The sequence below is a fragment of the Streptomyces sp. NPDC002809 genome (assembly GCF_040295435.1).
GTDB lineage: Bacteria > Actinomycetota > Actinomycetes > Streptomycetales > Streptomycetaceae > Streptomyces.
This window is the reverse complement of the sequence record NZ_JBEOVJ010000004.1, coordinates 106,015-118,847: the sequence shown is the minus strand read 5'-3', so window position 1 is coordinate 118,847 and position 12,833 is coordinate 106,015. Positions and strand designations below refer to the sequence as shown.

The following is a 12,833-nucleotide window of genomic DNA, read 5'->3' as shown; positions in this document are numbered from 1 at the left end:
GACCAGCCTCGCCGCGGGCGGGTGCTCCCGCAACACGCGGCCCCGCCACCCGGTGCGGTCGCCGAAAGGGCGGCCCGGGTGGCGGGCAGGTGTTCCGGGACGGTGGTGGAAGCAGTCCCCGGAACCGCGACGCAAGGCCGCTCAGTCGCGCCGTTCGTCGTTGTCCCGGTGGATGGTCTCGTTCCCGTGGTCGCCGAGCTCGTAGGGCGACAGCCCCCGGCCGTCGGCGGGGAAGTCGTCGTCCCCGTGGACGTCGCGCTCCTCGACGTGGGTGCGGTGGTCCGGTGCCACCGGCTGCTCCTCGGGCCTGGGCGGCGGCAGCTCCTCGGCGCGCCGACGCCTGCCCAGCCAGACGGCGCCGATCAGCACAGCCACCAGGATCACGCCGACAACGCCCAGCACCGCCCCGGTCGCGCCCCGTCCGTCCGCGAGGGTGAGGGCCAGGGAATTCAGGGCTCCATCCGATACGTCCATGCTTGCCGGATACCCCGGGGCGGGCCCGTCACTCGACTCTGGCGTCGAATTCATGTTTTAAGTGGATATCAACACCGAAAGTGTTTGGGACGCGTGAGGCTGCCCGCCGCGTACCCGGCGGATACCCGGGTCGCCCGTGTCGCAGGCCGCCGCCTGCGGGGTGAGCCTGGAGGTAACCCCTTGGGAAGGAACCGCGGTGAACAGCACACAGGACAAGCAGCAGTCCGAGGCGAGCCGGGACGGCCGTGAGGTGTCGGTCGTCGTCAGCGGGTGCGAGAAGGACGACGCGCGCACGGTCTTCGACGTGCTGCGGGCGGCCTTCGTCACCGACCGGGCCTCGGTCGACGTACCGCAGGACGTCACCGGCAAGCGGCCCACGGCATGGGTCGTGACCGTCGACGTAACCGAGGCCCGAGTGGTGTCCGGGCCGGTGCGGATCGGTGCGCCCGTCACCGCCGACGTGCAGGGCGGCTACTGGGCGGTCGACCGGCTCCGGCAGAGCCTGGCGGGCGCCTTCGCCGTACGGGTCGTGGGCACCGTGTCCGGTGACCAGGAGGAGGAGGTCCGCCTGCGGCTGGAGAACAAGTAAGGGATGTCCCGTAATCCCTGGCGGGCGCGCGACGACGGCTACGGCACCTCGCGGCGTTGTCGGAACGCCCGAATGCGTCCAGTACGCGTGCTGCCCTCTGCCTTGCGATGCACTGCATCCGACGCTTGCGATGCACCGCATCCGACGCCGCGCGCCGATCCACCACGGACTACGGGACAGCCCTTAGGCCGAACGCTCCGCCTGCCCGGGTTCATGACGCGGAGCCGCCGCCCGACTGGTAGAAAGCGGACGAAACGACCTCTTTCGAAAGGTACAGCCACGTGGAGCCGACCAGTCCGAGGAGGGGCGGCGAGGGGGAGGAGCGGGCGACCGGCCACCATTCCGCCCTCACCCTGAACATCAACGGAACCGAGCACACCCTGACGCTCGACCACCGCACCACGGTCCTGGACGCACTGCGCCTGCACCTGGGCCTGACCGGGGCGAAGAAGGGGTGTGACCACGGCCAGTGCGGCGCCTGCACCGTGCTCGTCGACGGCCGTCGCGCCAACAGCTGTCTGCTTCTGGCCGTCGCCCACGACGGAGCCCGGATCACCACGGTCGAGGGCCTGGCCGACGGCGACCGGCTGCACCCGCTCCAGGCGGCCTTCCTGCAGCGGGACGCACTCCAGTGCGGGTACTGCACGCCGGGCCAGATCTGCTCGGGCATCGGGGTGCTGGGCGAGGCTCAGGACGGCTTCCCCTCCCACGCCACCCCGCACACCGCGCCCGTCGTCGCCCCGATGCCCCTCGACGCCGCCGAGATCCGCGAACGGATGAGCGGCAACCTGTGCCGGTGCGGCGCGTACCCCCGCATCGTCGAGGCGATCGTGGACGTCGCGTCGTGAAACCCTTCGCATATCTGCGCGCGGCATCGGTCGCCGAAGCGGTCCGCGAGCGCGCCGCCCATCCCGGTGCCCGGTTCCTGGGCGGTGGCACCAACCTGGTCGACCTGATGAAGCTCGGTGTGGAGAGCCCAGGCCTGCTCATCGACGTCAGCCGGCTGCCACTGGACCGGGTGACGGACACCGCCGACGGTGGACTGCGCATCGGAGCCACCGTCCGCAACAGCGATCTGGCAGCCCATCCCGCAGTGCGTACGCGCTATCCCGCGCTCTCCCAGGCACTGCTGGCGGGGGCCTCCGGGCAGTTGCGCAACACCGCCACCACCGGCGGCAATCTGCTCCAGCGCACCCGCTGTCCGTACTTCCAGGACACGTCGAAGCCCTGCAACAAGCGGGAACCCGGCACCGGCTGTCCGGCCCGTGAGGGCGTCCACCGCGACCTTGCCGTCATCGGTCACTCCTCCGCGTGCGTCGCCACCCACCCTTCGGACATGGCGGTGGCGCTCGCCGCCCTCGACGCCGCGGTCCTCCTGCGGGGACCGGACGGCGAACGGACCGTGGCCGTCACCGACTTCCACCGGCTGCCCGGGGACGAACCGAGCGTGGACACCGTGATCCGGCCGGACGAGATGATCACCGAGGTGGTCCTGCCGCCGCTGCCCGACGGTGCGGTCTGCCTCTATCGCAAAGCCCGCGACCGTGCCTCGTTCGCGTTCGCCCTGGCCTCCGTGGCTGCTGTCCTGCGGGTACGCGAAGGGCGGATCGAGCACACCGCGCTGGCGTTCGGCGGACTCGCCCACCGGCCGTGGCGCGCCCGCACCGCCGAGGAGGCGCTGCGCGGCGCACCTGCCACCGATGCCGCGTACCTGAGCGCGGTGGACGCCGAGCTCGCCTCGGCCCGGCCGCTGCGCGACAACGCGTTCAAGGTGGCCCTGGCCCGCAATCTGGCCGTTGACGCCTTGGCCGCACTCGCCGCCCGCCCCTGAAGCCGCCCGCCCCTGAAGCCGCCCGCCCCTGAAGCCGCCCGCCCCTGAAGCTGCCCGCTGCCGAAGCTGCCTGCTCCCGAAGGCGCCCGCCCCTGAGGGCCGCCCGTCTCTGAAAGCCACCCGCTCCCGAAGGCGCCTCCCCCCGACCGCCCGCACCGAAGAGCCGAGGAACCCCGCCATGAGCCACGCCCCCCAGCCGCTCGGCGCCCCCGTCGTCCGCCGCGAGGGCCGGGACAAGGTGACCGGCGCCGCGCGCTACGCCGCCGAGCTCAACCTGCCCGGCTGTCTGTACGCCTGGCCCGTGCCGGCCACCGTGCCCCGCGGACGGGTCACCGCGATCCGGACCACCGACGCTCTTTCGCTCCCCGGCGTCCATGCCGTCCTCACTCACGAGAACGCGCCACGGACCCAGGAGCCGGACGACCCGATCCTCGCCGTACTCCAGAACGACCGGGTGCCGCACCGGGGCTGGCAGATCGCCCTCGTGGTGGCGGACACCCTCGAAGGCGCGCGGGCAGGCGCGGAGGCGCTCCACATCACCTACGAGAGGGCCGCGCACGACGTCGTCCTCACCGCGGACCACGCCGGCCTGTACACCCCGCAGAACGCCAACGGCGGATACCCGGCCGTGCGTGAACGCGGCGACTTCGACCGGGCCTTCGCGGCCGCACCCGTTCAGGTGGACGCCACGTACACGATCGGGCCGCTGCACAACCACCCCATGGAGCCGCACTCCTCGACCGCCCACTGGTCGGCGGACGGACGGCTCACCCTGTACGACTCCAGCCAGGGCGCCACCAAGGTGCGCGACAGCCTCGCCACCGTGTTCGGACTCCGGCCGGACCAGGTCACCGTCGTCTCGCGGCACGTCGGCGGCGGTTTCGGCAGCAAGGGCACGCCGCGCCCCCAGGCCGTGCTCGCCGCCATGGCCGCGCTCCACACCGGGCACCCCGTGGAGCTCGCCATGCCGCGGCGCCACATGGCGGCTGTCGTCGGCCACCGGGCACCCACCGTGCAGCGCGTCCGGCTCGGTGCGGATAGCGACGGCACGCTCACCTCGGTGGCCCACGAGGTCATCACCCACACCTCCAAGGTCAAGGAGTTCGTGGAGCAGGCCGCCGTACCGGCCCGCGTGATGTACGGATCCGCACACAGCCGGACCGTCCACCGGGTCACCGCGCTCGACGTCCCGAGCCCTTCGTGGATGCGGGCCCCGGGCGAGGCGCCCGGCATGTACGCCCTCGAGTCGGCCGTCGACGAACTCGCCTCGGCCGTCGGGCTCGACCCCGTCGAACTGCGGCTGCGCAATGATCCGGCCGAGGAGCCCGACTCCGCCAAGCCCTTCAGCAGCCGCAACCTGGCCGCCTGTCTCCGGGAAGGCGCGGCACGCTTCGGCTGGAGCGACCGTGACCCGCGTCCGGGAGCCCGCCGGGAAGGCGCCCTGCTGCTCGGTACGGGCGTCGCCGCCGCCACGTACCCCGTCTACGCCGGCGCCTCCCACGCCTCTGCGCACGCGGCGTCCGACGGCTCCTACCGCATTGCCGTCGACGCCACCGACATCGGCACCGGCGCACGGACCGTACTCGCCCAGATCGCCGCGCACGTGCTTCGGACGCCGGTGGAGAACGTGACAGTCGACATCGGCGACAGCGATCTGCCGGACGCCCCGCTGGCCGGCGGCTCCTCGGGGACCGCTTCCTGGGGCTGGTCCGTGCATAAGGCGGCCACCGCCCTTCTGGAGCGGCTCGGCGGGCACGCCGGACCGCTGCCCGCCGGGGGAGTGACCGTCACAGCGGACACCGTCGAGGAGACGGCCGCCGAGTCCGCCTATGCGCGTCACGCGTTCGGGGCCCATTTCGCGGAGGTCGCGGTCGACTCCCGGACCGGCGAGGTCCGAGTGCGCAGGATGCTCGGCGTCTTCGCGGCCGGGCACATTCTCAACTCGCTCACCGCACGCTCCCAGTTCATCGGCGGCATGATCATGGGGCTCGGCATGGCCCTGACCGAGAGCAGCACCGTGGACCCGGTCTTCGGTGACTTCACCGAGAGCGACCTCGCCTCCTACCACGTGCCGGCCTGCGCCGACGTGACCGGCCTGGAGGCGCACTGGATCGACGAGGACGACCCGCACCTCAATCCCATGGGCAGCAAGGGCATCGGGGAGATCGGCATCGTCGGCGCGGCCGCGGCGATCGGCAACGCCGTCCATCACGCCACCGGCATCCGGTTCCGCACGCTTCCGCTCACTCCGGACCGCCTGCTGCCGTGTCTGTCCTGAGATCGGCCCGGCGCCCACGGGTGCATCGGTGCCGGTCACCGGGGGTGCGGGGCCGGATGTGTTGCGCAACCGGCTCTGCGGCCTCACCCTAAGGAGTGACCCAGAAGTGACATCTGCTCACTCTTCGTATTCGGGGGTCGTTGGTTGAACGAGGCGAAGCACGTGGGCCTCGATGTGAGGAGCCTCGACGATGACCGTTCCACTCGACCGGCACTATCTGGTCGAACTCCAGGTATCGGCAGAGCGTGTGTCCCAGCTGCGACGAATCGTGGCCGCACATCTCCGCCACTGGAGTCTCGAACTCCACATCCGGCCCGTGTGCCGCGCTGTGGAGGAGCTGCTGACCAACGTCCAGCGGCACGTCGGTGACGACAACACCTGTGTCCTCGAACTCCGCTGGTCCGGACGGCACCTCACGGTCTCCGTCGCCGACAACGGATCCGATATGCCGCGGCTGCTCCACGAGGGCGGCGGCCTGAGCCGGGTCATGGCCCTCAGTGACAGCTGGGGCACCTGCCGGACCACCGAGGGCAAGGTCGTCTGGTTCACCCGGTATGCGCAGGAGCCCCAGTACATCGAGCTGGTGCCGCTGCCGCCGCTGCCCGGAGTGCGCGAGTCCCGCCGGACGCCGGCCGTGGTCACGGAGTTCCCCACGGCCGCCCCGGTCCGCACCGAGGCCCCCGCCCTCGTCTGAGGCGCAGCACGGACAAGCCCCACGCACCTTCCCGGCACACAGCCCTCTCCGGCGCGGATCGCATGCACACGCATGCATGGTCCGCGCCGGTCGGGTATGCGGATGGCGGGGCCCGCGTTGCGCAGCCGCGTGCGGCGCGGCACGGTCGAAGTACCGATGCAAGGAGGCCACAGCCATGCCCATCGCGACGGTCAACCCCGCGAACGGCGAGACGCTCAGGACGTTCGACGCACTGGGAGCGGACGAGATCGAGCGGCGGCTCGCCGCTGCGGACGCCGCCTTCCGGGAGTACCGCACCACCGGATTCGGTGAACGGTCGCGGCTGCTGAACCGGGCCGCCGACCTCCTCGACGAGGACCAGCAGGACATCGCCCGCACCATGACCCTGGAGATGGGCAAGCCCGTCAAGGCATCCCGTGCCGAGGCCGCGAAGTGCGCCAAGGCCATGCGCTGGTACGCGGCCCACGCCGAGGAGCTCCTCGGCGACGAGCACCCCTCACCCGCCGACGTGGAGGACTCCGGTGCGTCCCGCGCCTACGTCCACTACCGGCCGCTCGGCACCGTGCTCGCCGTGATGCCGTGGAACTTCCCGCTCTGGCAGGTCGTGCGGTTCGCGGCCCCCGCGCTCATGGCCGGCAACACCGGTCTGCTGAAACACGCATCGAACGTGCCGCAGACCGCGCTGTACCTGGGCGACCTGTTCCACCGGGCCGGCTTCCCGGCCGGCTGTTTCCAGACGCTGCTGGTGGGCTCCGGAGCCGTCGAGGCGATCCTGCGCGACCGCCGGGTGGCCGCGGCCACCCTGACCGGCAGCGAACCGGCCGGCCGCGCCGTCGCAGCCGTCGCGGGCGACGAGGTCAAGCACACCGTCCTGGAACTCGGCGGCAGTGACCCGTACCTCGTGCTGCCGTCGGCCGACGTCGCCAAGGCGGCGCGCACCGCAGTCACCGCCCGCGTCCAGAACAACGGGCAGTCCTGTATCGCCGCCAAACGGTTCATCGTGCACACGGAGGTGTACGAGGAGTTCGCCGAACGCTTCACCGTGGGCATGCGCGACCTGACCGTCGGCGATCCCCTGGAGGAGTCCACCGACATCGGCCCGCTCGCCAGCGAACAGGGGCGCACCGATCTGGAGGAGCTCGTCGACGACGCCGTGCGCCGGGGTGCGAACGCCCTGTGCGGCGGCAGCCGGCCGGAGGGCCTGACCGGTGGACTGGAGCGGGGCTGGTTCTACGCTCCCACCGTCCTCGCCGGGATCACTCCCGCCATGCGCATCCACCACGAGGAGACCTTCGGTCCCGTCGCCACGCTCTACCGGGCAGACAGCCTCGACGAGGCCGTGGAGCTGGCCAACGACACGCCCTTCGGGCTCAGTTCCAACGTATGGACCCGCGACGCCGAGGAAAGCCGCCGCTGCATCCGCGATCTGGAGGCGGGCGGCGTCTTCTTCAACGGCATGACGGCCTCGCACCCCGCGCTGCCGTTCGGCGGGGTGAAGCGCTCCGGATACGGACGTGAGCTCGCCGGTCACGGCATCCGCGAGTTCTGCAACGCCACCACCGTCTGGTACGGCCCCGAGCCGCGGTAGCCGGCCACCGGACAAGCCCCCCGGGAACGGACCACCGCACACGCCCGCCGGGAACGGCTCACCGCACACGCCCCCGGGAACGGATCACCGCACACGCCCGCCCGGAACGGACCACCGAACAAGCCCGCAGAGAGGTGACCATGAGCGACGCCCCGCCCTCCTCATCCACGACCGGCCCGACCGATGAGGAGATCGCCGCGCTCGACGCACACTGGCGGGCCGCCAACTACCTGGCCGTCGGACAGATCTACCTGATGTCCAATCCGCTGCTGACCCGCCCGCTCGTCCCCGAGGACATCAAGCCACGGCTCCTCGGCCACTGGGGCACATCGCCGGGGCTCAACCTCGTGTACACGCACCTCAACCGCGTCATCAAGTCGCGCGGCACCCCCGCGCTGTGCGTCTGGGGTCCCGGACACGGAGGCCCTGCCGTCCTCGCCAACTCCTGGCTGGAGGGCAGCTACTCGCAGACGTACCCCGACGTCAGCCGGGACGCAGCGGGCATGGGCCTGCTGTTCAAGCAGTTCTCCTTCCCCGGCGGCGTCCCCAGCCACGTCGCGCCGGAGACGCCCGGTTCCATCCACGAGGGCGGTGAACTGGGCTATGCCCTCGCCCATGCCTACGGCGCCGCACTCGACCACCCGGACCTGCTGGTCACCTGTGTCATCGGCGACGGCGAGGCGGAGACCGGGCCGCTCGCCGCCTCCTGGCACGCCAACAAGTTCCTCGATCCCGTCCACGACGGAGCCGTCCTTCCGGTCCTCCATCTCAACGGCTACAAGATCGCCAACCCGACCGTCCTCGACCGCATCCCGGAGACGGAGCTCGACGCCCTGCTGCGCGGCTACGGACACGAACCCCTGTACGTGGCGGGGAGCGACCCCCTCACGGTGCACCGGGCAATGGCCGCCGCGATGGACAGCGCCGTCGACCGCATCCGGGAGCTCCAGAACGCCGCCCGGACCGGTGGCGACACCGGACGCCCCCGCTGGCCGATGATCGTGCTGCGTACCCCGAAGGGGTGGACCGGACCCGCCGAGGTCGACGGAGTGCCCGTCGAGGGCACCTGGCGCGCCCACCAGGTCCCGCTGCCAGGAGTCCGCGAAAACCCCCAGCACCTGCGACAGCTGGAGCGCTGGCTGCGCTCCTACCGGCCGGAGGAGCTCTTCGACGCCACAGGAGGCCCCTCCGACCAGGTCCTCGCCTGCGTGCCCGAGGGAACGGCGCGGCTCGGCGCCACTCCGTACGCCAACGGCGGGCTGCTCCTGCGTGATCTGCCCATGCCGCGCCTCGACGATCACGCCGTCCGGGTGGACAGGCCCGGGACCGCTCTCCATGAACCGACCCGGGTCCTCGGCGGCCTGCTGGAGGCCGTCATGGCGGCCACCGCCGACCGGCGAGACTTCCGGGTCGTCGGGCCCGACGAGACGGCGTCCAACCGCCTCGACGCCCTGTACGAGGCCACCGGAAAGGCCTGGCAGGCGGGGACGCTTCCGACCGACGAGCATCTCGCCCGGGACGGCCGTGTCATGGAGGTCCTCTCCGAGCACCTGTGCCAGGGCTGGCTCGAGGGGTACCTCCTCACCGGCCGCCACGGCCTGTTCTCCTGCTACGAGGCGTTCGCCCATATCGTCGACTCGATGGTCAACCAGCACATCAAGTGGCTGCGGACCTCCAGGCGGCTGCCGTGGCGTCGCCCCATCGCCTCCCTCAACTACCTGCTCACCTCGCACGTGTGGCGCCAGGACCACAACGGCTTCTCGCATCAGGACCCGGGCTTCGTCGACCACATCCTGAACAAGAGCCCCGAGGTCGTACGCGTCTATCTGCCCCCGGACGCGAACACCCTGCTGTCCGTGGCCGACCATGCGCTGCGCAGCCGCGACTACGTGAACGTGATCGTGGCCGGCAAGCAGCCGAGCTTCGACTGGCTCACCCTCGACCAGGCCCGTGCGCACTGCGCGCGCGGAGCGGGCGTCTGGGAATGGGCGGGTACGGAGGACGGCAGCCGCGAACCCGACGTGGTGCTCGCATGCGCCGGGGACGTACCCACCCTGGAGACCCTGGCGGCCGCCGGGCTGCTGCGGCGTCACCTGCCGGAGCTGTCCGTGCGGGTGGTGAACGTGGTCGACATGGCCCGGCTCATGCCGCACGGGGAGCATCCGCACGGGATGCCGGACTCCGAGTACGACGCCCTCTTCACCCGCGACAAGCCGGTGATCTTCGCCTACCACGGCTATCCGTGGCTGATTCACCGGCTGGCCTACCGTCGAACCGGCCACGCCCAGTTGCACGTCAGGGGATACAAGGAGGAGGGCACGACCACCACGCCCTTCGACATGGTGGTCCGCAACGACCTCGACCGCTACCGCCTTGTGATGGACGTCATCGACCGCGTCCCGGGTCTGGGCGTCCGTGCGGTGGCGGTGCGTCAGGCGATGGCCGACACCCGGGCCCGCCACCACGACTGGATCCGCGAACACGGCACGGACCTGCCGGAGGTGGCCGACTGGACCTGGGAGGGGTGAGCACACGGCGGAGGCCCGGACGGATGAACCGTCCGGGCCTTCGCCGTCAGCGAGTCAGCGGCCGACCGCGCGGGCCAGCTCGGCCTTCGTCATCGACGAACGGCCCTTGACGTTCTTGTGCTTCGCCTCTTCGTAGAGCTGGTCGCGGGTGGGGCCCTGCGCCCCGCTGTGCGAGCGCAGCCCGCCGCGCCGCGAGGACGAGATGTCCTCGGTCGACGTACGGCCGGCGGTCCGCGACTCACCTGCGCGGGCGCGCGCCTTGTTGACCGTCCGGGCGGCGATCTCCTCGGCCCGGTCCTCGCCGACTCCGCGCTCCTGGGCGCTCTCCTTGATGTGCTCGTACTGCCGTTCCCGCTTCGGATTCGATCCGCGTGGCATGATGCGTTCTCCTCTCGGCGCTACGGGCCCGGGGACCTCTCCAGTGTGACAAAGGAGGCCGGTCCGCAGCCACCGCTCAGTAGCGCAGCGCCGCCGCGATCCGGCCGTGCTCCTTGAGCGAGTCGTCCGTGACGAAGACGACGTCGGCGCCGCTGTCCAGCGCCGCCTCGACCAACTCGTCGACGATGTCCTCACGCACCTTCTCGTCCGCCGGGTCCGCGGCGTCCCCGCTGACCGGCACCAGGTGCTCCTGGTCGACCCGCACCGTCTGCTGGTAGTGCTCCTCCACCGCCACCAGACCGGCGCGTCCCTCCCGTACGGCGGCCCATACCTCGTCGAGGCCGCCCGCGAAGGCGCGCCGCCCGCGGGCCTCGTCCAGCTTGCCGTCGATCTCCGCGGCGAACCGCTTCCGCCGGGCCTCCAGCGCGGGCCGCAGCTCGTTCAGTAGATCGCTGGGCGAGGTGTCGGCCGGAGCGCCCTTGGTGACCCGGCCGGCCGCACCCCTGGCGCTCTCGCCGACCTCGTCGAGCATGGCGAGCGCCGGAGCGAGGCCCACCAGGTAGAGCGGGCGCGGGTCGGTGGCGAGCACCCCGCGCAGCTTCTCGTCCACCGTGCGCAGGAACTGCCGCGTCTCCTCGTCGCTGAAGGTGCTCGGGGTGTCGCCGATCCGCTCCTCGCGCTGCGGGTTGGGTGCCTCGCGCGGAGCCGTCAGCGGGAAGCCGCCGATGTGCTCCTCGTGCGCGGCGTCGGACGTGCCGCTGAACAGGGTGGCGTGGTCCGCCGACACGGTGAGCGCCCAGAACGGCTGTGCCTGGGCCTTCGCGGCGACCAGGTTGCGGGTCAGGTAGGTGTCGCTGAGGATTACCCGTTCGGGTGCGGTACGCGGCAACTGCCAGATCTGGTATTCGTCCGCCGTCGCGAGGACCACCAGCGAGTCCAGGGCCCGGCGCGGATCGACTTCCGCGACCGCTCGGTCGAGCTGCTGCTTGACCGCGGCGCGCGCCTCGCGGGTGACCCTGGGGTCGGCGTCGAGCCGGTCGCCGGCCCTGGAGACCAGGTTGCGCAGCCGTACGGCGTCCTGGGCGTTGTCCGGGGCGCGCCGATGGGTCGGCATGGTCAGGGAAAGGGCCGGATAGGGCTTGGCCGCGCGGAGTTCTTGCAGCAGGCCGGCGGTCAGGGCATCCGTGTCCATCAGTTCGCTCCCGGGGGACTTGCTCCGCACTGCGCGTGCGGAGCGGGTGATTCAACGAGTCAATTCATACCTTTTGATCCTAATATGGGCGAATTGGTCATTCCTGGCTCGGGAGGTATGCGCGATGTCCACGCTCACCGTGTGGAAATTCCAGTCGGCCGAAGGCGCCGAGGAGGTGGAGACGACGCTGAAGTCCCTTCAGAAGGAGGGGCTGATCAAGATCCTGGACGCCGCCGTCGTGAGCTGGCCCGTGGACCGCGCCAAGCCGCGCACGAAGCAGCTGCTCAACCTGGTCGGCGCGGGCGCCCTGAGCGGCACCTTCTGGGGCATGCTCTTCGGGCTCATCTTCCTGATGCCGCTGCTGGGCGCCGCCATCGGCGCGGCCGCCGGAGCACTCGGCGGCAAGCTGGCCGACGTCGGCATCGACGACGACTTCATCGCCGAGGTCAAGGAGAAGATCACTCCCGGCACTTCGGCCCTGTTCCTGCTCACGATGAACGAGGTGCCCGACCGGATCAGCGAAGCGCTCCCGGGCGGCGGCGCCGAACTGCTCCACAGCAATCTGGACACCCGGAGCGAGGAACGGCTCCGCGACGTCTTCGGCGAGGACGCGGCATGACCTCCCGGGAACCGGCCCCGCGACCGGGCCCCACGTCACCGGCCCCCACCTCCTTTCGTACTTCCGAGCAGACGGAGCGTCCGTGAACCAGACCAGTCCCGTGCGGCGCGCCCTCGGCGGCCGCGCGGTCCGCAGCCTGACCCCTGCCGTGCTCGCCGCGGTGATCGTCGCCGGAACCGCGGCCTGCGACAGCTCCGACACCTCGTCACAGGGCGCGGCCAGGAGCACCCGCACGCTGTCCGCGGAGCCGGCCGCGTCCCCGACGGCCACCGAGAGCCAGCGCACCCAGGAGGAGTTCGCCGCCTCGGTCTCCGCCGATGTGGAACGCAACCGGCAGAAGGCTGTGGCGACCCTCAAGGGCGTCGAGGGTAAGGGCAACGCCGTCGAGGACGTCTCCGTCAACGGTCTCCCGGTCGAGGCGGCGGAACAGTTCCGCAGCGCCCTCGTACGGGTGACCAACCGCACCGACGAGACTGCCTTCTACGCTGTGCGCGTGGAGTTCGTGGACGCATCCGGGAAGGTGCTCGACTCCGTGGTGCTCGGCTTCGCCGACGTCCCGTCGAACCGGACGGTCAGTCAGCACGCCAACAGCCGCAAGGCCGCCGGCGTGAAGTCGTTCCCCCGGATCGCCCAGGCCGAGCGCAGCTGACGGCCGGGATCAC

The 12,833-nt window shown here is 71.4% G+C and carries 12 protein-coding genes; 9 read left to right on the top strand and 3 right to left on the bottom strand.

Translation table 11 applies throughout. The features are described from left to right. Positions 1 to 141: 141 nt before the first annotated feature. Positions 142 to 474, bottom strand: a complete 333-nt coding sequence (locus ABT025_RS04195) for a DUF6479 family protein (protein ID WP_350989628.1) — start codon at positions 472 to 474, stop codon at positions 142 to 144. A 196-nt stretch (positions 475 to 670) separates the two neighbouring features. Here ABT025_RS04195 and ABT025_RS04190 point away from each other — a divergent pair, with 196 nt between their 5' ends. From ABT025_RS04190 to ABT025_RS04160, 7 genes are all read left to right on the top strand, one after another. After that, positions 671 to 1,063: a hypothetical protein gene (locus ABT025_RS04190; protein WP_350989626.1), complete on the top strand. Its 393-nt coding sequence runs from the start codon at positions 671 to 673 to the stop codon at positions 1,061 to 1,063. A 281-nt stretch (positions 1,064 to 1,344) separates the two neighbouring features. Continuing rightward, positions 1,345 to 1,911 carry a 2Fe-2S iron-sulfur cluster-binding protein gene (locus ABT025_RS04185; protein WP_350989624.1) on the top strand — a complete coding sequence of 189 codons (567 nt, stop codon included), beginning with the start codon at positions 1,345 to 1,347 and terminating at the stop codon, positions 1,909 to 1,911. Further along, positions 1,908 to 2,894, top strand: coding sequence for an FAD binding domain-containing protein (locus tag ABT025_RS04180; RefSeq protein WP_350989622.1), 987 nt, complete (start codon positions 1,908 to 1,910; stop codon positions 2,892 to 2,894). Before ABT025_RS04185 ends, ABT025_RS04180 begins: the two co-directional genes overlap by 4 nt. A gap of 178 nt (positions 2,895 to 3,072) precedes the next feature. Further along, positions 3,073 to 5,172, top strand: a complete 2,100-nt coding sequence (locus tag ABT025_RS04175; protein ID WP_350989620.1) for a xanthine dehydrogenase family protein molybdopterin-binding subunit — start codon at positions 3,073 to 3,075, stop codon at positions 5,170 to 5,172. Positions 5,173 to 5,362: 190 nt separating this feature from the next. Continuing rightward, positions 5,363 to 5,866 (top strand): ATP-binding protein, encoded by a 504-nt coding sequence (locus ABT025_RS04170; protein WP_350989618.1) that lies wholly within the window; start codon positions 5,363 to 5,365, stop codon positions 5,864 to 5,866. A gap of 175 nt (positions 5,867 to 6,041) precedes the next feature. Continuing rightward, positions 6,042 to 7,454, top strand: coding sequence for an NADP-dependent succinic semialdehyde dehydrogenase (locus tag ABT025_RS04165; RefSeq protein WP_350989616.1), 1,413 nt, complete (start codon positions 6,042 to 6,044; stop codon positions 7,452 to 7,454). Between the two features lie 140 nt (positions 7,455 to 7,594). Next, positions 7,595 to 9,982, top strand: coding sequence for a phosphoketolase family protein (locus ABT025_RS04160; protein WP_350989614.1), 2,388 nt, complete (start codon positions 7,595 to 7,597; stop codon positions 9,980 to 9,982). Positions 9,983 to 10,036: 54 nt separating this feature from the next. Here the strand turns inward: ABT025_RS04160 and ABT025_RS04155 are convergent, their stop codons facing one another. After that, positions 10,037 to 10,360: a plasmid stabilization protein gene (locus ABT025_RS04155; RefSeq protein ID WP_350989612.1), complete on the bottom strand. Its 324-nt coding sequence runs from the start codon at positions 10,358 to 10,360 to the stop codon at positions 10,037 to 10,039. A gap of 76 nt (positions 10,361 to 10,436) precedes the next feature. After that, the gene (locus ABT025_RS04150; RefSeq protein WP_350989610.1) at positions 10,437 to 11,552 is read right to left on the bottom strand and encodes a baeRF3 domain-containing protein; all 1,116 of its coding nucleotides are present in this window, start codon (positions 11,550 to 11,552) and stop codon (positions 10,437 to 10,439) included. 124 nt (positions 11,553 to 11,676) lie between these two features. On the opposite strand from ABT025_RS04150, the gene ABT025_RS04145 reads away from it, so the two are divergent. Together ABT025_RS04145 and ABT025_RS04140 are read left to right on the top strand one after the other, a co-directional pair. Next, positions 11,677 to 12,171 carry a DUF1269 domain-containing protein gene (locus ABT025_RS04145; protein ID WP_350989608.1) on the top strand — a complete coding sequence of 165 codons (495 nt, stop codon included), beginning with the start codon at positions 11,677 to 11,679 and terminating at the stop codon, positions 12,169 to 12,171. A gap of 82 nt (positions 12,172 to 12,253) precedes the next feature. Continuing rightward, a complete protein-coding gene (locus ABT025_RS04140; protein ID WP_350989606.1) occupies positions 12,254 to 12,820 on the top strand; it encodes a hypothetical protein in 567 nt (188 codons plus the stop codon). The last annotated feature ends 13 nt before the right edge of the window (positions 12,821 to 12,833 follow it).

Coding starts and splice junctions, on each gene's coding strand:
- ABT025_RS04165 (WP_350989616.1), top strand. CDS start 6,042: ATGCCCATCGCGACGGTCAACCCCGCGAACGGCGAGACGCTCAGGACG.
- ABT025_RS04145 (WP_350989608.1), top strand. CDS start 11,677: ATGTCCACGCTCACCGTGTGGAAATTCCAGTCGGCCGAAGGCGCCGAG.
- ABT025_RS04170 (WP_350989618.1), top strand. CDS start 5,363: ATGACCGTTCCACTCGACCGGCACTATCTGGTCGAACTCCAGGTATCG.
- ABT025_RS04175 (WP_350989620.1), top strand. CDS start 3,073: ATGAGCCACGCCCCCCAGCCGCTCGGCGCCCCCGTCGTCCGCCGCGAG.
- ABT025_RS04155 (WP_350989612.1), bottom strand. CDS start 10,360: ATGCCACGCGGATCGAATCCGAAGCGGGAACGGCAGTACGAGCACATC.
- ABT025_RS04160 (WP_350989614.1), top strand. CDS start 7,595: ATGAGCGACGCCCCGCCCTCCTCATCCACGACCGGCCCGACCGATGAG.
- ABT025_RS04195 (WP_350989628.1), bottom strand. CDS start 474: ATGGACGTATCGGATGGAGCCCTGAATTCCCTGGCCCTCACCCTCGCG.
- ABT025_RS04150 (WP_350989610.1), bottom strand. CDS start 11,552: ATGGACACGGATGCCCTGACCGCCGGCCTGCTGCAAGAACTCCGCGCG.